This window comes from Corallococcus sp. AS-1-12 (assembly GCF_020036995.1).
Classification (GTDB): Bacteria; Myxococcota; Myxococcia; order Myxococcales; family Myxococcaceae; genus Corallococcus.
The window spans coordinates 362,919-383,598 of the sequence record NZ_JAIQDD010000006.1; the positions used below are offsets into that span (position 1 = coordinate 362,919).

Below are 20,680 nucleotides of genomic sequence, written 5' to 3' on the forward strand. Positions count from 1 at the left end.
CCCAGACGCTGCTTCCCGCGACCCGCGTGCTAGAAGTCGGCCCGCCCATGAGTCTCTTCCGCCTCCCCTCCCTGCTCTGCGTGGTGCTCGCGCTCGCGGCGGGCTGCCAGCGTCCGGCGCCGCCCGCTCCGGAGGCCCAGGCGCGGCGGATCGTCTCGCTGTCCCCCTCCGTCACGGAGACGCTGTTCGCGCTGGGCGCGGGCGCGGAGGTCGTGGGCGTGTCCGACTACACCGTCCTGCCCCAGGGCACGCCCGCCCTGCCCAGGGTGGGCACCACGTTCGCGCCGAACTTCGAGGCCATCGCGAAGCTCAAGCCCACGCTGCTCGTGGATCAGCAGGTGAAGCAGGCCCCCGCGGAGTCGCTCTCCGCGCTCGCGCCGCTGAAGGTGCTGCCCTGGACGTCGCTCCCGGAGGTGGTGGAGAGCGTGAAGGAGCTGGGCCGGCTGAGCGGCCGCGAGCCCCAGGCCACCGAGCTCGCGCGGAAGCTGCACCAGACGCTGTCTCGCCCCGCGCCGAAGGACGCCCCCCGAGTGCTGCTGGTGCTGGGCGACACGGGAGGCACGCTGTCCGAGGTCTGGTACATGAAGCGCGCGTCGCTGCACGGCGCCGCGCTGGAGGCCGCGGGGGCTCGCAACGCCGTCGCGGAGGACGTCACCGGGCCTCCCAACCTGTCGCTGGAGGGCGTCATCGCGTTGGATCCGGACGCGGTGCTGGTGCTGATCAGCGCGCCGGCCCTGGACGCCGTGAAGCAGGCGCAGGTGCTGGCCCCCTGGAAGCAGCTCACCGGCCTGCGCGCGGCGCGGGAGGACCGGGTGCGGCTGGTCATCGGACCCGACGTGCAGTCCACCGGGCCCGCCATCCTCGACGTCGTCGAGCGGCTCCGCGCCGCCCTGGGCACCCTGCCCTCCACGCGATGACGGCCGGGCTGACGCTGGACGCGGTGACGGTGCGGGCGCGGGGGCGGACGCTGCTGGACAGCGTGTCCCTGCGCGTGGCCCCCGGTGACTTCGTGGCCATCGTCGGGCCCAACGGCGCGGGCAAGTCCACGCTCCTGCGCGTGGCGCTGGGCCTGCTGCGTCCGGATGCCGGACATGCGTTCGTGGACGGGCAGGACGTGTCGAGGCTCGCCCCCCGGGAGCGCGCGGCGCGACTCGCGTGGCTGCCCCAGCGGCTGGAGGCCGCCGAGCCCATCACCGCCCTGGAGCAGGTCGTCTCCGCGCGCTACCGCTTCCCCGAATCCCGCCGGGCCTCCGAGACGGCGGCGCACCAGGCGCTGGCGGAGGCAGGCGCCCAGTCCTTCGCCCTGCGCCCCATCACGGAGCTGTCCGGCGGAGAGCGGCAGCGCGTGGCGGTCGCGGGGCTGCTCGCGCAGGAGACGCCGCTGGTGCTGCTGGACGAGCCCGCCAACTTCCTGGACCCCGCGCAGCAGTTGGAGCTGTACGCGCGCATGGGCCACCTCTGGCGCGCGGGGCGCGGCATCCTCTGCGTCACCCACGACGTCAACGTGCTCTCCCACGCCCACGCCCCGGGCACGCGCGCGCCCCGCGTCGTGGGCCTGTCCCAGGGCCGAGTGGCCTTCGACCGGAGCCTCGACGCCCCCGACCTGGGCGAACGGCTGGGCGAGCTGTTCGGCGTGCGCATGCACGGGATGTCCGTGGAGGGGCACCGCGTCTTCGTGGGCCTGCCCCGGAGCGGAGGTGCTCCGTGAAGGTGAAGGCCTGGCTCCTCGTAGCGGTCTGCGCGGCCGCGTGCGCGGTGGCGCCGTTCATCGGGCCGGGGCTCACCCCGGACTCGGCGGACTTCGTCTTCTGGCAACTGCGCGTGCCCCGCACGCTGATGGCCATGCTGGTGGGCGGGACGCTGTCGCTGGTGGGCGCGGTGTACCAGTCCCTCTTCGCGAACCCGCTCGCCGCGCCCAGCACCGTGGGCACCACCGCGGGGGCGACCCTGGGCGCGCTGGTGGCCATCATCCTGGGGGCGCGGCTGGCGTCGGGCTGGCTGCCGCTCATCACCGCCGCGGCCTTCCTGGGGGCGCTCGGCGTCAGCCTGGTGGTGGCCGCCATCGCCGCGGGCCGCCGCGTGCGGATGAACGACGTGGTGCTCGCCGGCATCGCCTGCTCCATGGCCGCGAGCGCCATCGCCACCGGCCTGCAGTTCACCGCGGACTCCGCCGAGCTCATGGCCGCCATGCGCTGGTCGCTCGGCCACCTGCCGCAGGTGGGCTACTCGGGCGTGCGGCTGCTCACCCCGTTCGCGGCCGTCACCGTCGTGGGGCTGCTCGCCCTCACCCGCGCGCTGGAGGTGTTCATCGCCGGCGAGGAACACGCCGAGTCCCAGGGCGTCCCCGTCCGCCGCGTGCGCACGGTGGCCATCGGCCTGGGGGCGCTGGGCGTCGCCGCCTGCGTCGCGTGGTGCGGCCCCATCGCCTTCGTGGAGCTCATCGTCCCGCACCTGGTGCGCCGGACGCTCGGTGTGAGCCGCCGGGTGCTGCTGCCCGGATCCGTGGTGGTGGGGGCCGCGTTCCTCGCGTTGTGCGATGCGTCGGCGCGGCTGATCCTCCCCGGGCGTGAATTGCCCGTGGGAGTGGTAACGGCCGCCCTGGGCGCCCCCCTGCTCGTCTCCCTGCTCGCGCGCGCACGCTCCTGAGGCGCCCTCGCGGCCCCGGCCTTCAGGACGGGGGTACACGAGGCGAGTTCGGGTATATTCCGCGCCATGTGGGGCCCCCGGCTGGGACGTGCCCCTGGAACTTCACGAAAGGCATTGGGCATGAAGCGGCTGGGTAGCGTGGGTTTGATGCTGGGTGTGCTGACCCTGGGCGGTTCCTTCGGCTGCGCCGATGAGAAGGAAGAGAAGGCCAAGGAGCACCGGGTCAAGGGCACCAACTTCCTCGCCGACAAGAACTACGCGGAGGCGGTGAAGGAGTACGAGGAGTCGCTGAAGATCGACCCGAACCAGGAGAAGGTCTGGGAGAAGAAGGCCTTCGCGCACATGCAGGCGGGCCAGACGGACGAGGCCGCGCAGGCCGCGCTGAAGCTGCTGGACTACGCGAAGACGCCCCAGGACAAGGCCGACGTCTACCGCAACGTCGCGGCGATGTACGCGAAGAACGGCCCGCTGGACAAGGCGGAGCAGTACTTCCAGGAGTGCCTGAAGATCAACCCGAAGGACACCGACGCGCTGAGCTGGATCGCGGAGGTGCACTCGCAGCGCGGCGGCGCCCGCTCCATGTCCGCGCCCGCGGTGCCCGCGGAGCTGGAGCTCGCGCTGAAGACGTATGATCAGGTCATCGCCATCAACCCGGACCTGCCCAACCCGTACCTGAACAAGCGCGTCGTGATGTTCAAGTACATCGAGCACGAGAAGTCGCTGCAGCAGGCCGCCGAGCAGGAGGCCGTCGAGGCCGCCATGCCGCCCAAGCCGGAGAAGGGCAAGAAGGCCGTGGTGGATCCCGCCGCCGCGGAGCGCGTCGCCGCCGCCAAGGCCAGCGCCGCCGCGCACGCCAAGCGCATTGAAGAGCTGACGGCCCAGGCCAACGAGGCGACCAAGCAGTTCGGCGAGGCGACCAAGCGCGCCAAGGCCGCGCAGGCCTCCGGCGCCACCAAGTAGTCCGGGTGGAGGGGACGGGGCCTAACGCCGGCCTCGTCCTCCCCCGAAGAGGGCCAGCAGCACGCCGCCCACCAGCGCGGCGCCGCCGCCCGCGACGTAGAGCGTGGTCTGCTCGGTGTTGCGGCCGGTGATGAGCTCGGTGGCGCGCTCCGTGAGCGAGTCCCGCGCCTTGAGCCCGGTGAACAGCAGCACTCCGCCCGCCACCGCGAGCATCAACCCCACGATTCGCACAGCACCCACACGGCCTCCTTGAGTGGAACGGCGGCGAGGCCGGGAGCCCCGGCCCCGCGTTCAGCGCTTGCGCTTGCCCGGGGCGCCTCGCCCCTGCTTCTTGCCCGCGCCCTTCGAGCCGCCGGCCTTCTTCGGCGCGGACGTCTTCGAGGCTTTCCCCTTCGCGCTCGCGCCAGGGGCCGCCTTGCGGACCTTCTTGGACGCGCCCGCGCGGCCCGGCGCCGCCCCCGTGGAGAGCTGGCCCCGCTGCGCGGCCAGCGCACGGATCCGGTCGAAGCCCGGGTGCGGTGACGCGGCAGGGGCGTGGTCCTCGGAGTCGAACGAAGGCGGAGTGAAGGCCTCGCGAGGCGCCTTCGCGCCCGAAGCAGCCTCGCCGCCCGAGCGCTCCGTGGCCCAGGGCTCACGAGAGCGCCTCGCGTCGCGCGCGGCCTCGTCGAAGCGGTCCGCGACCGAAACACCCTCGTCCGTCGCCGCGGCCCCGGATGAGGCGCCGGCCTCGTCGCCTTCACCGGCCGCGGGGAGCGAGGGACGGATGACCTTGCGCTTGCCCTTGGCCGGGGTGGCCGGCTCCGCCTTCGCAGCGGGGGCCTCCTCCGTGCGGGCACGCAGGAAGCGGGAGGGGGTGCGCGCGGGCGCGGCCTCCTCGCGGCGCCCTTCCCGGCTGAACCGTCCTCGCGGACGCGGCGCGGCCGGCGCTTCGCCCAGGACCTCGTCGCCGTACCCGGAGACCGTCGCGGCCTCCACCGTGGCGGCGTCCTCGGGCGTGGGCGGCTCCCACGCCTTCTTCACGCCGAACGGCGCCTCCTCCGCCTCGCCGAGCGACCGCCACTGCTCCGCGGCCTCGTCCCCCGCGGGCTTGCGCCACGGCGTGCGGCCCGTCTTCGCGGCCTCGCGCTCGCCGCGTCCGGGCCTGCCACCCTTGTGACGGCCCGGCGCTTCGTTCACGAATTCGCGACGGCGCGGCGGCGGACGTGCGCCGCCGGTCCGCTGGAGCGGGGCCTCGTCCTCGAACTGGAGCGCCTCGAAGTCGATCTTCCGCGCCGTCGTGTTCGCGGACAGCAGCCGCACGCGCAGCTTCTGCCCCACGCGCACGCGCCGGCCGTTCGGATACACGAGCGAGTGCGTGCGCTTGTCCAGCTTGGAGCCCGGCCCCAGCGACTCGCCCTTCACCAGGCCCTCGACGTGGACCTCGTCCAGCTCCACGAAGAAGCCGAACTCGGCGATGCCCGCCACCGTCGCGTCGAACTCCTCGCCCACGCGGTCCTTCATCATCAGGGCCGCGTAGAACGCCACCACCTCGCGCTCCACCGTCATGGCCGCGCGCTCGCGCTCCGAGCACTGCTGCGCCATGCCCTCCAGCCGCTCCTCCTCGCGGTCCATCTGCGCTTCCGAGGGCTTCTTGCCCTTGCGCGCCCACACCGCCTTCAGGACGCGGTGCACCAGCAGGTCGGGGTAGCGCCGGATGGGCGACGTGAAGTGCAGGTAGTTCTCCGCCGCCAGGCCGTAGTGGCCCACGCGCGTCGCCGTGTACACGGCCTGCATCATGGAGCGCAGGAGCAGTTGGTTCAGCGCGCGCTGCTCCGGGTGGCCCTCCAACTGAGTGATGAACGCGTCCAGCTCCTTGGACGAGACGCCGTTCTCCACGTCGAGCTGGAAGCCGTACGCCTCCGCCAGCACCGCGAACGCGGCCAGCTTCTGCGGATCCGGCTCGCCGTGGAACCGGTACACCGTGGGCAGGCCCTCGTCCTGGAAGTACGTGGCCACCGCCTCGTTGGCGGCCAGCATGCACTCCTCGATGAGCCGGTGACTGTCCTTGCGCTCGCGCTTCTCCATGCGCAGCGGCAGGCCGTCCTCGCCCAGCACCACCTTGTGCTCCGGCACGTCGAAGTCGATGGCGCCTCGCGCCTTGCGCATGCCCATCAGCGCGCGCGCCAGCGCCATCAACTGCTCGAACTGGGGCTTGAGGAAGTCGCGGTGCGGCACGTCCTTGCCGTCCAGGACGTCCTGCACCTCGTTGTACGTGCAGCGCGCCACGCTGCGCATCACCGCCGGGTACAGCTCGTGCGAGCGGCGCTGGCCATGGCGGTCGAACGTCATGTCCGCCACCATGCACAGCCGGTCTTCCTCCGGGCGCAGCGAGCAGATGCCGTTGGACAGCCGCTCCGGCAGCATGGGCAGCACGCGGTCCGGCAGGTACACGGACGTGGCGCGGTTGAGCGCCTCCGCGTCCAGCGCGCTGCGCTCCTTCACGTAGTGCGATACGTCCGCGATGGCCACCACCAGCCGCCAGCCCCCGGCCTGGGGCTCCGCGTACACGGCGTCGTCGAAGTCGCGCGCGTCCTCGCCGTCGATGGTGATGAGCGGCAGCTCGCGCAGGTCGCGGCGGTTGCCCTCCGTGGCCTCCGCCTCCGTGACCTTCACCGCGAACGCGTCCGCCTCGTCCATCACCTCCGGCGGGAACTCGTCGTTGAAGCCGTGGGCGAAGGCGGACCCCAGCACCTCCGCGCTCGGGTCGCCCGGCCGGCCCAGCGAACCGGCCACCTCGCCGAACAGCCCCTGCCCGGGCTCCAGCAGGTCCGCGCCCACGCCCAGCCGGACCTTCACCAGGTCGCCGTCGCGCGCCATCTGCGTCGGCGGCACGCGGATGGGCCCCGGCAGGCTCGTGTCCGTGGTCATCACCAGCGAGTGCCGGCCCTGCGCCACGTACGTGCCCACCGCCAGCTCACGCCGCCGGTTGAGCACGCGCACCAGCCGGCCCTCGAAGCGGCCCGGCCGCCCCGCCACCTCCACGAGGACGCGGTCGTTGTCGAGCGCCCGCTGCGCCTCGCCGGGCGGCAGGAAGATGTTCTCCCCCTCGCCCGACACCGGGTGCACGAAGCCGAAGCCGTCGCGGTGCATGTGGAGGATGCCCTCCACCGCGGGCTGGCCGGAGTCCTCGAAGCGGTCGTCCCGGGAGCCGCGCCGCGGCGAGCGCCGGAAGTCGCCGCCGCCGGAGGCCGGACGTTCGTCGCGGAAGCCGCCCCGGCGCTCCTCCCGCCCGCTGCCGGGAGCGGGGCCCCGCTTCTTGAAGGGCGGCGCGGAGGCGTCCGGGCGGGGCTCGAAGCCGGCCTCGGGCGCGCGGGGCCGGCGGGGGCCCTCCAGCCGGAAGCGCTTGCCGTCCTTGACGATGGTGCCCGCGCGCACCAGCTCACGCAGGGCGCGCTTGAGCTCGGTCTGCTGGCCGGGGTTCAGCCCCGCGACGCGAAGGAGCTCCTTCACGCCCAGGGGGTGGTCGGCTTCTGCGAGCAACTGTCGGATGTGTTCTTGGGAGAGGCTCACGGTGGGGATGCGGCAAGGCCGCTGAGGGAACGGGTAAGCCCGAAGGGTGCGGGCGGGAACCCCCCGGCCCCCATTCGCCCTCCCCGGCAGACCTTGCGGTCCAGGGAGGGCCCGTGCGCCCAAGCCGTCAGGGCTTGACCGTGACGTTGATCTTGAAGGAGCGCTCCACCACGCCCGGCGTGAACGCCTTGGCGAGGAAGAACTCCACTTCGAAGTTGCCGGGGTTGCGCGGCGTGAAGAAGAACTCGCGGGTGGCGGGGCCGCCGGCGGCGCCCGGCTCGAAGTTGGCCTCGCGCAGACCCACGCGCTTGGCCAGCGTCGGCTCGATGGCCCAGGTGGCGCCGGGCTGCTCCTGCAGGCGCACCGTGAGGCCGTGGTTGAGCTTCACGTCCACGGACGTGGGCACCTCGCCCTCGATGTGCACCAGCTCCATCTCGTCGCGCGACACCGAGCGCGCCTCGGACGGACGCGGCTCCACCGTCTCCGCGGTGATGCGGCCGCCCCAGCCGGACGTCTTGTCCACCACGCCCGTCACCTGGAGCGTCTGCCCCACGTGCTTGCGCAGGCTCTTCACCGCCGCCTTGCCCTCGATGGCGAAGGACACCTGCTGGCGCGTGCCGCCGTTGGACACCACGAGCACGAAGTCCTCGCCCATCATCTCCAGGTTGCCCCGGATGCTGGCGAAGCCCTTGATGCCGGCGCCCATGCCCGCGGCCACGGCCATGGAGACCTCGCCGGGCGACAGGTAGCGCAGCTTCGGCTCCGAGTCCGACGGAGGCGGCGCGACCTCTTCCACCTCGGGCTTCTTGGCGGAGTACTTGCGCACCTCCACCACGCCGCTGTGGTTGGTCGTCTTCTTGATGAGGCCGCTCACGGAGACCTTGTGGTCCACGTAGGCCGGCAGCACTTCCTGATCCGGTCCCTGCAACAGGAACGTGAGCTCGCGCTTGTCGCGGCCCACGACGACCAGGTGGGGCATCTCGCCGCTGAGGATGAGCCGGCCCTTGAGGCTGCCCTCGCCCATCACACCGCGGCCCTCGCCGGCGGTGAGGAGCTGCTCCATCTCACGCTTCGTGAGCGGCTCGCCCACGGGCGGCAGCTTCGTCGCGCGCGGACGCGGCTTCTCCACGGGAGGACCGGCGGGGACGGCAGACGGGGCCTTGCCCCCCGCCTTCCCAGCCGCCTTCTTCGCGGCGGGCGCGGTCTTCGCGGCGGGTGCGGCCTTCGCGGCGGGCGCGGCCTTGCCGGCCTTCGCGGGAGGCGTCGCTGGAGCAGGAGGCGCGGCCTTGGCCGCCGCCTTCTTGGCGGCCGCGGGGGCCTTCTCCACCTTCTCCGCCACCGCCTTCTTCGCCGCCGCGACCTTCCCCTTCGCCCCCTCAGCCACCGCCTTGACGACCTTCGTCGCGGCCGTCGCCACCTTCTTCGAGGCGTTCCTGATCAGATCCAGGCGGGCCGCGTTGTCCTTCTTCGCGGTAGGCTTCGCACCGGCTTTTGCAGCGGGAGTCGGCTTCTTCGCCCCGGACTTGGGCTTGGCCATCGACGCTGTCTCCTTGAGAATTTCCCGTGTGCTATCAACGGGTTGGCGGGACGCCCCTGCTGTTGGACGCGAGCCTCGCGATCACGGTTGCTTGTAACGATGATCAGATGGGCTGTCAAACTAACACTTGATTTTCCCACGGACTTTGGGTGGGAAACATGCATGAGTGACGCCCCCGCATTGCTGCCGGTGGAGGACGCCCGCGCGCGGATCCTCGGGCTGTGCACGCCGCTGGCCACCGAGTGGGTGCCCGGGGACGACGCCCTGGGCCGCGCGCTGGCCGAGGACGTCCCCGCCCGCCGCACCCTGCCCCCCTGGGACAACTCCGCCATGGACGGCTACGCGGTCCAGGCCCGGGACCTGGAGGGCCCCCTGCCCGTGCGCCTCGCGGTGGGCGAGACGGTGTTCGCCGGAAGACGCCCCACCCGGGAGGTCGTCCCCGGCACCTGCGCGCGGATCATGACCGGGGCGCCCCTTCCCCCGGGCGCGGACGCGGTGGTGATGCGCGAGCGCACCCGCCCCGTCCCTGGCGCGCCGGACGCCGTGGAGGTCCTGGAGGCCGTGAAGCCGGGGAGCTTCGTCCGCCCCCGGGGCGAGGACGCGAAGGAGGGCGACGTCCTGCTGCGGCGCGGCACGCCCCTGGGCATCCCGGAGCTGGGGCTCCTGTGGGCGCAGGGCCAGGGCACGGTGCCGGTGCCCCGTCGGCCGCGCGTGGCGGTGCTGTCCACCGGGGACGAGCTGTGCCGGGTGGACGAGCCCCCCGGCGACGGCATCGTGGACATCAACGCCCCCGCCCTGGCCCTGGCGGTGCGGCGCGCGGGCGGCGTGCCCACGCTCCTGGGCATCGCCCGGGACACGCGCCAGGCCGTCCAGGAGGCCCTGGCGCGCACGGAGGGCTTCGACGTGGTGCTCACCAGCGCCGGGGTCTCCGTGGGCGACCACGACTTCGTGAAGGACGCCCTGGAGGCCCTGGGCGTGGAGCAGCGCTTCTGGCGCGTGGCCATCAAGCCCGGCAAGCCGCTGGTGGTGGGCCAGCGGGGCGCCACCCTGTTCATGGGCCTGCCCGGCAACCCCACGTCGTCCCTGGTGACCTTCGAGCTCTTCGTGCGCCCCGCCCTGCGCCGGCTGCTGGGGCACGCGGACGTGGAGCCGCCCCGCGTCGGCGGCCGCCTGGAGGGCCCGCTCTCCAAGGCCCCGGGGCTTGCCCACTTCGTGCGCGTCACGGCCACCTGGCGGGCGGGCGAGCTGTGGGCGAAACCCCTGGGGACTCAGACGTCGGGGGCCCTGCGTTCAGCAGCGGCGGCCACCCATCTGCTCCACTTCCCCCGGGAAATCAGCAGCTTGACTGATGGCTCCCATGTGGAGCTGCTCCCCCTCTCGTGGGTCGCCTGAGCAACGAAGTCCACGCCCGCCGCATCCAAAGAGGCGGGTTTCACCACACCCATCGGGGTGTCACCTTGACTTGCATCCAGGGGGGCGAGAAGTAACGGCCCCTCTCTGGGAGACGACCTACCATGTCCGACACGCGCTCACCCCAGGTCCTGCCGACCCGAAAGCCGACCCAGCACCTGGAGCGGTACTCGGAGGCGGACGTGCCCACGGCCCGCGGGGTGCTGAAGACCATCGTCTTCCGCGACAAACGCAACGGGAAGGAGCACGTGGCGCTGGTGGTGGGCGAGCCCAAGGGGATGGAGGGGGTGCCGGTGCGCATCCACTCCGAGTGCCTCACGAGCGAGGTCTTCGGCAGCCTCAAGTGCGACTGCCGCGAGCAGTTGGACCGGGCGCTGGACTTCGTGTCCCAGAACGGGCTGGGCGTGGTGCTCTACCTGCGCCAGGAGGGCCGGGGCATCGGCCTGGGCAACAAGATCAAGGCCTATGCCCTGCAGTCCAAGGGCCTGGACACCTACGAGGCCAACCGCCAGCTCGGCTTCGCGGATGACTTGCGCTCGTACGACATCGCCGCGGAAATGCTGCGGTCGTTGGATGTGCGGTCGGTGGACCTGATCACCAACAACCCGCTGAAGATCGCCGGGCTGGTGGAGGAAGGCGTGGCGGTCCGGCGCCGAATCCCTTCCCGGACCGAGCACAATCCGCATAACGTCGACTACTTGAGGACGAAGCGCGAGCGTACGGGGCACCTGATTGAGCTCTTCGCGGAGGACGACGACACGGAAGCCAAGGCCGGCTGAGCGCCCGGCCCGGCGGAGCACCGCGCGCTTCGAGGTGCGCTTCTGGGGGGTGCGCGGCTCCATCCCCGCGCCGGGCCCGGCGACCAAGCGCTACGGCGGCAACACGCCGTGCGTGGAGGTCCGCTGCGGCGACGAGCTGCTCATCTTCGACCTGGGCTCCGGAGCACGCGGCCTGGGGGATGCGCTGGTGGCGACGCGCAAGCCCATCAAGGCGTCCATCTTCATCTCGCACTACCACTACGACCACCTGCAGGGCCTGCCGTTCTTCTCGCCGATGTTCTCTCCGGCGAACGACGTGACGCTGTACGGGTCGCCTCGGGACGGCAGGTCGCTGAAGCAGATATTGGCCGGGCAGATGGTGCACCCCTACTTCCCGGTGACGGCGGAGGAGGTGTTCCGCACGCGCCTGGCGTACCGGGACGTGGTGGTGGGCGAGGACATCCACGTGGGCAAGGCGACGGTGCGCACGCTGGAGCTGAACCACCCGGGCGGCAACGTGGGCTACCGGGTGGACTTCGGCGGGCGCTCGCTGGTGTACGCGACGGACGTGGAGCACGGCACCGCGCTGGACGGGAAGCTGTTCGACTTCGCGCGGGGCGCGGACGCGCTCATCTACGACTCCATGTACACGGAGGACGAGTACCGGGTCCGCACGGGCTGGGGCCACTCCACCTGGGAGGCGGCGGTGCGCGCGGCGGACGCCAGCGAGGTGAAGCAACTGGTGCTCTTCCACCACGACCCGGGCCGCGACGACGCGAGCATGGACAAGCTGCTGCGCGAGGTGCGCAAGCAGCGCAAGGACGCCATCGCCGCCAAGGAGGCGATGGTCATCCAGTTGTAGCGGGCGTCAGGCCCCGGGCGTCCTGAGCGCCCGGGTCACCGTCTCGCGCAGGCCCCGGAAGGGCAGCCGCGCGAGCGCGGTGGGCACGTCCACCCACTCGAAGGCGTCGTGCTCCGGGCCCAGGCGCACCGAGGTGTCCGGCGCGGCGTGCACCGCGAAGCCGTGCTCCTCCACCAGCCTCGGCGGCAGCGCTTCGCCCAGCGCGAACGCGTGGCGGTAGGCCAGGTCCACCACGGGGAGCTGGAGGCCCGTCTCCTCCGCCACCTCGCGGCGGGCGGCCTCCCCGGGGGACTCGCCCGGCTCCAGGCGCCCCGTCACCGTCTGCCAGAAGCCACCGCGCTCCGGCGTCCGGCGCAGCAGCAGCACGCGCGCCTCCGGTCCCCGGCCGTGCGTGACGGCGACGCTCACCGTGCGCAGGTCCACCGTGCCGTCCACGCGCCGGGCGTCGAACACGTGGGTGAACTCGCGCGCGAGCACCTCCTCCACGTCCGGGACGGACACGGGGTGGCCCAGCTCGCGCTGCATGGACGTGACGCCCGCCTCGCGGATGCCGCACGGGACGATGAGCTGGAAGTGCTCCAGGTTCGTGTTCACGTTGAGCGCGAAGCCGTGCGTGGTGAGCCAGCGCGACAGGTGCACGCCAATGGCGCCAATCTTCCGCGCGTCCGGCGAGCCCTCCTGCCCCAGCCACACGCCCGGCCACTTGGGGATGGCGCCCGCGGTGAGGCCGAAGGCCGCGAGCGTCTGGATGAGCCCGCGCTCCACGTCGCGCACGTAGCGGCGCACGTCGCGGCGCTCCGGCGGCAGCAGGAGGATGGGGTAGCCCACCACCTGTCCGGGGCCGTGGTAGGTGACGTCGCCGCCGCGGTTGGTGTCGAACACCTCCACGCCCTCCTCCGTAAGGCGCGCGTCCGTGGCGGTGATGTTCTCGCGCTTCGCGGCGCGGCCCAGCGTGAGGACGGGCGGGTGCTCCAGCAGCAGCAGCGCGTCCCCGATGCGCTCCTGGAGGCGGGCCTCGCCGAACAGGTGCATCAGCTTCAGTCCGTCCTCGTACTCCACCCGGCCCAGGCGGAAGACGGTGAGCGTGTTCATGGTGTTCCCTTTCGCCCCCCTCGTGGGTTGTGGGATGGCGCGGCGGGCGTCTGGGCCGCCTCCAGGCTCCAACTGCCCGCGTAGACGCGCGACAGCAGCGCCTGGAGCTCATGCCCCGCGCGTGGGGAGCGGACCGCTTCGGCGGCGAACGCCCCCAGGACTTCTTCGGACAACGTCACCGCCGGCTGGCGCAGGGCCAGGGTGCGGCGGGCCACCTCGACCAGCTCCGGCACCGTGGGGCGGCGCACCGGGAGCAGCACCTGCACGCGCTCCAGGAGCGACACCGGCACGGCGCCCTGCACGGCTTCGATCATGCCCGCCGTGGTGGGCACGGGCAGGCTGCCACCCTCCCCTCGCACCCACAGGCCCAGCGACGACACGGCGCCGCGAGCGCTCATCACCACCGCGCGCGCCGGGCGGTTCCCGAGGAACGCGGTCAGCACGGCCTGGGCGCGGGGCTCCAGGCGATCCACGTCCTCCACGAGGAGCGGCTCGGTGCCCGGCGTGGACTCCAGCGCGTCCACGGACGCGAGCACGCCCAGGCCGCGCCGCTGGAGGGTCTGGAAGAAGAGGCTCTTGCCGCAGCCCTCCGGGCCCACGAGCAGCAGGCAGCGCGCGCCCGCCTGGAGCGTGCGCTCCAGCAGGGTCTTCACCTCGTCGTGGCCCACCATCTCCACGGCCCCGGCGCGCGGCTCCTCCGCCACGGGCTTGCGCACCGGGGATGGCGCGACGACGTCGCCCAGCAGCCCCTGGGACTCGCCCAGGCAGCCCTTGCAGATGAACGCGCCGGCCGGGCCCGCCACCAGGTCGCCCACCTCGCCTCGCGGCCGGCAGCAGAACGAGCACCACGCGTCCAGGGCCGGATCCGCGCGGGTGGGTCCGCGCTCGATGATGCGCTTCTCACGCCGCCGGCCCCGCGCGGGTTCGGCGTGCACGGGCGAGGGGTCCTCGTCCGGCGGCCGGAGGAGTCCTCCAGGGACGACGGGGTCCTCCGCGCCCGAGGCGCGCAGCAGCCCGGTCGCGGGGTCGAGTTCGTCCTCTTCCGGAGGCATGAGCAGCCCGCCCGGGACGACGACGTCGCCACCCGGGGAGCCCCGCGAGTCGTCGTCCTCGTCCGAGGCGAACGCGGGCGAAGGCCGCTCACCGCCAGGGGCGGGCGCCTCCTTCTCCGCATGCGGACCATCGGCACCGGCGACTCCCGCGGAGACGGTGGCCGTGCCCGGGGCCTGGGTCGCGGAGGTGGGCCCGTCAGGCGGGGTGCCCGTCTCAGCCGGGGACGGCGCACCCACGGCGGCGATCCTCCCGGCGAGCCGGGGCAGGCCGGGCTCGGTGGGCAGCGCCGCGCCGCCGGTCACGGTGGGGTCCTCGAGCGTGTGCACCCTCGCGTCCACCTTGTCGTTGAACGCGTCGGAGACAGCGTCGCTCCAGCCCACCGCGCGGTAGGCCGCCGCGTCCTTGTTGCCCGTCATCGCCGCGGTGAAGGCCGGGCTGACGTCCGGGGCGCGGGCCTTCAACTGGCGCGCCTGCCGCAACAACTGCGAGGCGCGCGAGGTGTGCCCGGACTTCTGGTACAGCGCGGCGGCCTGCTCCAGGCACTCCGCCGCTCGCGCGCGGTCTCCCTGGAGCTCGGCGGTCTGCGCGGCGCGGATCAACTCACGGGGATTCTCGGCCATCGCGGATGCCCGCCTTCGACGTTGCTGTTCCGGAAGTTCCCCCGCCTCCCGGCCGCCCCCCGGAGCAGGAGCGGTCGGGAGTACCCCACGACACGTGTCCTCACGCCATCGCGAGGAACAGCAGGTCCGGCGCTTCCAGGTACTTGATGATCTCGTACACGAAGCTCGCCGCGACATCGCCGTCGATGACGCGGTGGTCGCAGGACAGCGACAGGTTCATCATGTCCCGGACCACGACCTGGTCGTTCTTCACCGCCGGGCGCTTCTTTAGCTTGTGAACGCCCAGGATGCCCACCTCCGGGTGGTTCAGGATGGGCGTGGCGAACAGGCCGCCGCTCTGCCCCAGCGAAGTGATGGTGAAGGTGCCGCCCGTCAGCTCCTCCATCTTCAGCTTGCGGTCGCGCGCCGCGACGCTCAGGCGGGAGATCTCCTTCGCCAGCTCGCCCAGCGTGAGCTGGTCCGCGTTGCGCACCACCGCCACCGTGAGGCCGTCCGGCGTGGCCACCGCGATGCCGATGTTGTACTCGCCGCGCACCACCAGCTCCTGCGTCGCCTCGTCGAAGTTCGCGTTGAGGTGCGGGAACTTCTTCATCGCGGCGATGGTCGCCTTCACGATGAACGGCAGGTACGTCAGCTTCGTGCCGTCACCGGCCGCCGCCAACTGGCTGTTGAGCCGCGTGCGCAGCGCGACCAGGTCCGTGGCGTCCACCTCCTCCACGAACGCGAAGTGCGGCATCGTGAACTTCGAGCGCACCATCTTCTCGGCGATCTTCTTGCGCAGCCCGCGCAGCGCGATGCGCTCGTCGCCCTTGCCGGACGCCACCGGCGGCGCCGCCGGACGCGCGGCCTGGGGCGCGACCTCGTTCTTCTTGGGCGCGCCGTTGCCACCCTCCAGCGCCGCCACCACGTCCGCCTTCGTCACGCGGCCCTGCGGACCGGAGCCGGAGATCTCCGCCAGGTCCAGGCCGTGCTCGCGCGCCATGCGGCGCGTGACGGGCGTGGCCAGCACCTTCGTGCCGGAGGCCGGAGCCGCGGGGGCCGCCGCCTGCGCGGGGCTCGGAGCCGGAGCCGGGGCGCCGTGGGACGCCGGGGCGCCCTGGGACGCGGGAGCACCGCCCTCCATCTCCAGCGTCACCAGCAACTGGTGCACCTTCGCCATGTCGCCTTCACGCCCGTGCGTCTTCACGACGCGGCCGGCGTGGGGGCTGGGCACGGTGACCGTGGCCTTGTCCGTCATCACCTCGCAGAGCACCTGGTCTTCCTTCACCAGGTCGCCCTCCTTGACGTGCCACTTGACGAGCTCGCCCTCCGCCACGCCTTCGCCGAGATCCGGGAGCTTGAATTCGAAAGTCGCCATGAGGGGGTGTGTCTCTCTCTGGTTGGGGAAGGGGGCGTCCGGTCAGCCGAGTCGCTCGACGCGCTCGCGCTCCATCAGGCCCTTCATGAAGAACTCGGCGGCGCGGTAGCTGGAGCGCACCAGCGGCCCCGAAGCCACGTAGAGGAATCCGAAGGACTCCGCCAGCGCCTTGTAGGCTTCGAACTGCGCGGGCGTCACGAAGCGCTCCACGCGCAGGTGGTACTGCGACGGCTGCAGGTACTGGCCCAGCGTGAGCACGTCCACGCCCACGTCGCGCAGGTCCTTGAACGTGCGCTCCAGCTCCTCGTCCGTCTCGCCCAGGCCCACCATCACGGACGTCTTGGTGTAGACCTTCTCCGGGCGATTCTTCAGGTACTCCAGCACGCGCAGGGACTGGCGGTACGTCGCGCGGCGGTCGCGCACCGTGGGCGTCAGCCGCTCCACCGTCTCCACGTTGTGCGCCACCACGTGCGGCTTCGCCTGCGCCACCGTGGCCAGGTCCTCTTCCTTCCCCTTGAAGTCGGGGATGAGCACCTCCACGAGCGTGCGCGGGCTCTCCTTGCGCAGCTCCCGGATGGCGGACGCGAAGTGGCCGGCGCCACCGTCCGGACGGTCGTCGCGGTTCACCGACGTGACGACGATGTACTCCAGGTTCATCTCCTTCACCGCCTGCGCCAGATGGATGGGCTCCATCGGGTCCAGCGGCGGGGGCGCCCCCACCTTCACGTGGCAGAAGCGGCACGCGCGCGTGCACACCTCGCCCATCAGCATCACCGTGGCGGTGCCGCCGCCCCAGCACTCGGCGATGTTCGGGCAGCGGGCCTCCTCGCACACCGTGGACAGCCCCACGCGCTTCACGATGGCCTTCACCCGCTCATAGCCTTCGCCATGCGGCAGGCGCACCTTCAACCACTCGGGCTTCCGGGTGCTGTCTGAGACCTGTGGGAGGGGAAACCGGTCGGGAGTCGCCATGGGTCGCGGGCCTTCTAGAGGGTGGGTGAAAGCAGGGTCAAGCGTGAAGCCCTAACGCCTCGCGTTAGCGCGGGCCAACCCCGAGGACAACTTCCGGGAGGTGTAACGCGGTGGACAGGGCGCGGCCACGCGCGGGGGGCATGCCCATCCTCCAGCCCATGGCGGCCATCCACCTGGGGACCAGCGGCTACGTCTACAAGCATTGGAAGGGGCTCTTCTATCCGGACGGGCTGCCGGTCCGCCGCTGGCTCCCCTACTACGCGCGCGTGTTCTCCGCCGTGGAGCTCAACGCCACGTTCTACCGCCTGCCCACGGAGGCGGCCGTGGACGGCTGGCGGGAGCAGGTGCCGCCCGGGTTCCGCTTCGCGTGCAAGGGCAGCCGCTTCCTCACGCACCTCAAGCGCCTCCAAGAAGTGGGCGAGGGCGTGGAGCACTTCCACTCGCGCGTCTTCCGGCTGGGCCGCCGGCTGGGGCCCATCCTGTGGCAGTTGCCGCCGGACATGACGAAGCCGGACCCCGAGCGGCTGGAGCGCTTCCTTGCCCACCTGCCGGGCGGCGTCCAGCACGTCTTCGAGTTCCGGCACGCGGCCTGGTACCACCCGGAGGTGCTCGCGCTGCTGGACGCGTACGGCGCGGCGGTGTGCGAGCACGACCTGGTGGACGTGCCGGTCCCCCGCCCCACCGGCGGCTTCCGCTACCTGCGCTTCCACGGCGCGACGGGGCGCTACGAGGGCCGCTACGGGCGCCGCGCGCTCCAGCGGGTGGCGGCGGGGCTCGAGGCGTGGCGCGGCGCGGGCCGGACGGCGTGGGTGTTCTTCAACAACGACCTGGAGGGCCACGCGCTGCTGGACGCGTTCGACCTGGCGGACCTGCTGGGCGAACCGCTGCACCGGCCGGAGCCGTCCGCCGTGAATCGAGACAGCGGCGCCCGGCCCTCCCCATGAGGACCGGACGCCGCCGGGACCGCGTGCCCGGGGGGATTACTGACCGAGCACCTGCACCTCGATGCGGCGGTTCTGCACGCGGCCCTCGGGGGTGTCGTTGGGGGCGATCGGGTTCGCGTCTCCCTCGCCGCTGACCTCGATGCGGTCCTGCGGGATGCCCCGGCGCACGAGCACCCGGCGCACGCTCTCCGCGCGGCTCTCCGACAACTGGCGGTTGGCGTCCGCGTTGCCGGTGGAGTCGGTGAAGCCGTTGATGCGCACGCGCGCGTCGGACTTCTCCTCCAGCACCTTGCCCAGCTCGCCCACCATGCGCTGGCTCTTCGAGGTGAGCTGCGACGAGCCCGTCTTGAACTCCACGCCCTCCAGCACGAAGCCCTGCTCCGCGCTCGGGCTGTTGAAGGCCTCGCGCAGGCTGTTGGGGTCGCTCACGCGCAGCTTCTCCTGACCCGAGCCGCCGGTGCCCGCGTTCTCCGGCTTCTCCACGTTGCCGGCGCCGCCCGTGCCCGCGTCGGCCGCCAGGTTGGCGCCCTCGTTCGGCTGCGTGCCGCCGCCGCCCGTGCCCTCACCCTTCACCGTGCCGGCGCCACCCGTCGCGGGCGGTGTGGGCTGCGTGGCCTGCGGCTGGGTCGCGGGTGGGGGTGTCGTGGGCCGCGCGGGCTGGGGGCTCTGCGCGACGCGCTCCTGCGCGGGAGGCGGCGTGGTGCGGCTCACCTGCGGCGCCCGGGCGGGCTCCTGCTTGCGCCCGCGCAGGGCGCCCCACGCGAGCACGACCAGGGCGAGCAGGGCCAGCGGAACGGCCCATCCGGCGATGCTCTTCTTCTCCGGGGGACGGTTGTAGGTCGTCCGGGCCGTCTTCTCGCGCACGGTGTGGGCCTCGCGCACGGGCGCCGTCTCGCGGACCTGCGACACGGTCTCGCGGTGGGGTTCGATGACCTCCGCGACCGCGTGGCGCGGACCGCCGAAGCCGAGGATGCCGCCCAGGCCCGCCGGCAGCGCGGCGGCGATGTTGTTGCGCTGGCCGTTGAGCAGTTGCATCAGCCCGGAGGACCCCATGTGCTGGTCGCGCACCTGCTTGCCCAGGACGCCCATCAGCATGGGGGCGGCCAGGGACAACAGCCGCGTCGCCGAGCCGGCGTTGCGCATCCCGCCGAAGCGCGTGAGCCCTTCACTGACGGCGCCCAGCTTGTCGCCGAAGATGCCGCTCAGCATCCCCTTCCCGCGCTCCTCCTCGTCGAGGAGTCCCTCCGCGACGCCGCCCGCGCGTGGGGTCGCGTCCGGTCCGGTGTAGCCGCCCTCGTTGAGCTTCGTCAGCAGTCGGTGGGCACCGGCCTCGTTTCCGCCCTGGTCCACGACGCCCGCGGCCACCGCGGCGATGGCGCCCGGCAGCGTCTTGGTGGTGGCCTGCGGATCCTCGCCCAGCGCACCGCTGATCTTCTGGAGCAATCCCTTCTGCATGAACTGCGAGCCGACTGCCTCGATCAGATTGAACGCCATGTGATGCCTCCCGGTTGGGTTCCGCACCGGGATGGCCGGTGCGCGAAGCCACCTCCCCACCGGACCGCGCGGGGCTGAGGGCTCTGGTGCAATCGATACGGAGCAAGGTGGATGCTGGTAAGCCCTCGCGGAGAGGCCGGGGGAGAGCCCCCGGAGGGCCGTCACCTTCGCGGACGACTGCGAGCGGGAGGCCAGCGCGGCCCTCGCGTTCACTTGTCCCGGGGCTTCTCCAGGAGGGCGCGAGGGAAGTAGTGCGCGAGCAACTGCTCCGCGGTCCAGCCCTGCCGTGCGAGCAGGGCCGCGCCGGCCTGACAGAGGCCGACTCCGTGGCCGTGGCCCTGTCCTTCGAGGAGTGCCTGGTCACCGCCAAGCGTCATCGAGAACCGCGCGCTGCGGATCCGATCCCACCCGGCACGCGCTCCGAGCGCGCGGAAGAACGCGTCACCGCGGCCCTCGCGTCCCGAGGCGCGGTCCACGACGCGCACCACCGCGCCGCTGGAGTCGCGTTCCAGCAGCAGGTCCTCCGCCTGCGCGGGGCCGCCGACCGCGACCGACGCGGCGGCCGACACGAGCGCGCGAGGCACGACCGCGCGCCACGGCGAAGCGGGACAGCGGTCAGGCACGGCGGCGGCGCCGGTGAGGTCCGGGGCGCCAAACACGGCCACGGGCTCGGCCGTGTGTCCGCCGCAGCTTGCGTGGAACGGAGCGAGGGCCACGGCGCCGCCGGGAAGGCGCAGCACGACACCTTCCGTGGAGCGGGCGGCATCGCGGGCGCGGCGCAGGTGGCGGGCGAAGCCCTCACCGCGAAGGACCTGGCAGTGCGTGAGATCGCAGGCCCGGGCCTCATCGTGCCGCTTGCCGGAGGCCAGCACGTAGCTGCGCGCGGTGATGGCCTGGGCACGAAGCGCCTCGAAAGGGGTGTCGACCTCGGTCTCGCTCGCGGTGACGGCGGCGACATAGGCCTCCAGCGCGAAGGAGGCGACGACGATCAGCTCACCGTCGCGGGCCTCCAGCGAAAGTGAGGCCTCGTAGCGGCGGTCCAGGCCACGGCCCCGCACATGCCAGCGTCCGGCGTCGAGTTGCAGGGCGTGAGGCTGGGGGCGGCCATCGACAACAAGCGAGTTCCGCGACGCCACGACCTCCAATGAGCGCGGGCCATCCAGCCGCAACCGCGCGGGCCGGTGCCTGGAGAGGATGCGAACATCGACCTGAGCATCGTGCACGGGCTGACGCGCACGGGAGACCTGCGCGGAGGATTCGCTCGCATCGGCCGGAGCGCGGGCCGACCGCGCGGACGTGACGTGCGCATCAGCCGCCGTGATCAGCGTGCCTCGCACCGGCGCGCCGTCATCCAACGCTCCCGTGCTCTCCACACCAAGCGCCGTGCCCGCCATCAGCGCGGCGATGAGCACGGCTACGCCCGCCG

The 20,680-nt window shown here is 72.6% G+C and carries 17 protein-coding genes; 8 read left to right on the top strand and 9 right to left on the bottom strand.

All coding sequences use genetic code 11. The features are described from left to right. Positions 1 to 47: 47 nt before the first annotated feature. The 4 genes from K8556_RS13150 (at position 48) to K8556_RS13165 (ending at position 3,606) form a co-directional block, all read left to right on the top strand. Positions 48 to 917 (top strand): ABC transporter substrate-binding protein, encoded by an 870-nt coding sequence (locus tag K8556_RS13150; protein ID WP_223740399.1) that lies wholly within the window; start codon positions 48 to 50, stop codon positions 915 to 917. Continuing rightward, positions 914 to 1,708 carry an ABC transporter ATP-binding protein gene (locus K8556_RS13155; protein ID WP_223740400.1) on the top strand — a complete coding sequence of 265 codons (795 nt, stop codon included), beginning with the start codon at positions 914 to 916 and terminating at the stop codon, positions 1,706 to 1,708. The genes K8556_RS13150 and K8556_RS13155 overlap by 4 nt, the downstream gene beginning before the upstream one ends. Beyond that, positions 1,705 to 2,646 carry an iron ABC transporter permease gene (locus K8556_RS13160; protein WP_223740401.1) on the top strand — a complete coding sequence of 314 codons (942 nt, stop codon included), beginning with the start codon at positions 1,705 to 1,707 and terminating at the stop codon, positions 2,644 to 2,646. Before K8556_RS13155 ends, K8556_RS13160 begins: the two co-directional genes overlap by 4 nt. A 120-nt stretch (positions 2,647 to 2,766) precedes the next feature. After that, complete coding sequence (locus K8556_RS13165) at positions 2,767 to 3,606, top strand: lipopolysaccharide assembly protein LapB (RefSeq protein ID WP_223740402.1); 840 nt, start codon at positions 2,767 to 2,769, stop codon at positions 3,604 to 3,606. 21 nt (positions 3,607 to 3,627) lie between these two features. On the opposite strand, the gene K8556_RS13170 is transcribed toward K8556_RS13165, so the two are convergent. From K8556_RS13170 to K8556_RS13180, 3 genes are all read right to left on the bottom strand, one after another. Further along, a complete protein-coding gene (locus K8556_RS13170) occupies positions 3,628 to 3,846 on the bottom strand; it encodes a DUF3185 family protein (protein WP_014396547.1) in 219 nt (72 codons plus the stop codon). A gap of 51 nt (positions 3,847 to 3,897) precedes the next feature. Further along, positions 3,898 to 7,125 (bottom strand): ribonuclease R, encoded by a 3,228-nt coding sequence (gene rnr, locus K8556_RS13175; protein ID WP_223740403.1) that lies wholly within the window; start codon positions 7,123 to 7,125, stop codon positions 3,898 to 3,900. A 157-nt stretch (positions 7,126 to 7,282) separates the two neighbouring features. After that, positions 7,283 to 8,692, bottom strand: coding sequence for a protease inhibitor I42 family protein (locus K8556_RS13180; protein WP_223740404.1), 1,410 nt, complete (start codon positions 8,690 to 8,692; stop codon positions 7,283 to 7,285). Positions 8,693 to 8,854: 162 nt separating this feature from the next. On the opposite strand from K8556_RS13180, the gene glp reads away from it, so the two are divergent. The 3 genes from glp (at position 8,855) to K8556_RS13195 (ending at position 11,722) form a co-directional block, all read left to right on the top strand. Further along, complete coding sequence (gene glp, locus K8556_RS13185; protein ID WP_223740405.1) at positions 8,855 to 10,084, top strand: gephyrin-like molybdotransferase Glp; 1,230 nt, start codon at positions 8,855 to 8,857, stop codon at positions 10,082 to 10,084. Between the two features lie 122 nt (positions 10,085 to 10,206). Continuing rightward, a complete protein-coding gene (gene ribA, locus K8556_RS13190) occupies positions 10,207 to 10,881 on the top strand; it encodes a GTP cyclohydrolase II (protein WP_223740406.1) in 675 nt (224 codons plus the stop codon). A gap of 34 nt (positions 10,882 to 10,915) precedes the next feature. Next, positions 10,916 to 11,722: an MBL fold metallo-hydrolase gene (locus K8556_RS13195; RefSeq protein WP_223740407.1), complete on the top strand. Its 807-nt coding sequence runs from the start codon at positions 10,916 to 10,918 to the stop codon at positions 11,720 to 11,722. Positions 11,723 to 11,728: 6 nt separating this feature from the next. On the opposite strand, the gene lipB is transcribed toward K8556_RS13195, so the two are convergent. The 4 genes from lipB to lipA form a co-directional block, all read right to left on the bottom strand. Then, positions 11,729 to 12,814 carry a lipoyl(octanoyl) transferase LipB gene (gene lipB / locus K8556_RS13200; protein ID WP_223740408.1) on the bottom strand — a complete coding sequence of 362 codons (1,086 nt, stop codon included), beginning with the start codon at positions 12,812 to 12,814 and terminating at the stop codon, positions 11,729 to 11,731. After that, positions 12,811 to 14,487 (bottom strand): ClpX C4-type zinc finger protein, encoded by a 1,677-nt coding sequence (locus K8556_RS13205; protein ID WP_223740409.1) that lies wholly within the window; start codon positions 14,485 to 14,487, stop codon positions 12,811 to 12,813. Before K8556_RS13205 ends, lipB begins: the two co-directional genes overlap by 4 nt. Before the next feature lie 100 nt (positions 14,488 to 14,587). After that, positions 14,588 to 15,844, bottom strand: a complete 1,257-nt coding sequence (locus K8556_RS13210) for a dihydrolipoamide acetyltransferase family protein (RefSeq protein ID WP_223740410.1) — start codon at positions 15,842 to 15,844, stop codon at positions 14,588 to 14,590. A 42-nt stretch (positions 15,845 to 15,886) separates the two neighbouring features. Further along, positions 15,887 to 16,816 (bottom strand): lipoyl synthase, encoded by a 930-nt coding sequence (gene lipA, locus K8556_RS13215; protein WP_223740411.1) that lies wholly within the window; start codon positions 16,814 to 16,816, stop codon positions 15,887 to 15,889. Between the two features lie 140 nt (positions 16,817 to 16,956). On the opposite strand from lipA, the gene K8556_RS13220 reads away from it, so the two are divergent. Then, a complete protein-coding gene (locus K8556_RS13220; protein ID WP_223740412.1) occupies positions 16,957 to 17,760 on the top strand; it encodes a DUF72 domain-containing protein in 804 nt (267 codons plus the stop codon). Between the two features lie 36 nt (positions 17,761 to 17,796). On the opposite strand, the gene K8556_RS13225 is transcribed toward K8556_RS13220, so the two are convergent. Together K8556_RS13225 and K8556_RS13230 are read right to left on the bottom strand one after the other, a co-directional pair. Continuing rightward, the gene (locus K8556_RS13225) at positions 17,797 to 19,254 is read right to left on the bottom strand and encodes an OmpA family protein (RefSeq protein WP_223740413.1); all 1,458 of its coding nucleotides are present in this window, start codon (positions 19,252 to 19,254) and stop codon (positions 17,797 to 17,799) included. Between the two features lie 209 nt (positions 19,255 to 19,463). Continuing rightward, positions 19,464 to 20,666: a SpoIID/LytB domain-containing protein gene (locus K8556_RS13230; RefSeq protein WP_223740414.1), complete on the bottom strand. Its 1,203-nt coding sequence runs from the start codon at positions 20,664 to 20,666 to the stop codon at positions 19,464 to 19,466. Positions 20,667 to 20,680: the final 14 nt, after the last annotated feature.

Bases quoted from the DNA above. Each gene is read 5' to 3' on its own strand.
- K8556_RS13150 (WP_223740399.1), top strand. From the start codon at position 48: ATGAGTCTCTTCCGCCTCCCCTCCCTGCTCTGCGTGGTGCTCGCGCTC.
- K8556_RS13155 (WP_223740400.1), top strand. From the start codon at position 914: ATGACGGCCGGGCTGACGCTGGACGCGGTGACGGTGCGGGCGCGGGGG.
- K8556_RS13165 (WP_223740402.1), top strand. From the start codon at position 2,767: ATGAAGCGGCTGGGTAGCGTGGGTTTGATGCTGGGTGTGCTGACCCTG.
- K8556_RS13180 (WP_223740404.1), bottom strand. From the start codon at position 8,692: ATGGCCAAGCCCAAGTCCGGGGCGAAGAAGCCGACTCCCGCTGCAAAA.
- glp (WP_223740405.1), top strand. From the start codon at position 8,855: ATGAGTGACGCCCCCGCATTGCTGCCGGTGGAGGACGCCCGCGCGCGG.
- ribA (WP_223740406.1), top strand. From the start codon at position 10,207: ATGTCCGACACGCGCTCACCCCAGGTCCTGCCGACCCGAAAGCCGACC.
- lipB (WP_223740408.1), bottom strand. From the start codon at position 12,814: ATGAACACGCTCACCGTCTTCCGCCTGGGCCGGGTGGAGTACGAGGAC.
- K8556_RS13205 (WP_223740409.1), bottom strand. From the start codon at position 14,487: ATGGCCGAGAATCCCCGTGAGTTGATCCGCGCCGCGCAGACCGCCGAG.
- K8556_RS13210 (WP_223740410.1), bottom strand. From the start codon at position 15,844: ATGGCGACTTTCGAATTCAAGCTCCCGGATCTCGGCGAAGGCGTGGCG.
- lipA (WP_223740411.1), bottom strand. From the start codon at position 16,816: ATGGCGACTCCCGACCGGTTTCCCCTCCCACAGGTCTCAGACAGCACC.
- K8556_RS13220 (WP_223740412.1), top strand. From the start codon at position 16,957: ATGCCCATCCTCCAGCCCATGGCGGCCATCCACCTGGGGACCAGCGGC.
- K8556_RS13225 (WP_223740413.1), bottom strand. From the start codon at position 19,254: ATGGCGTTCAATCTGATCGAGGCAGTCGGCTCGCAGTTCATGCAGAAG.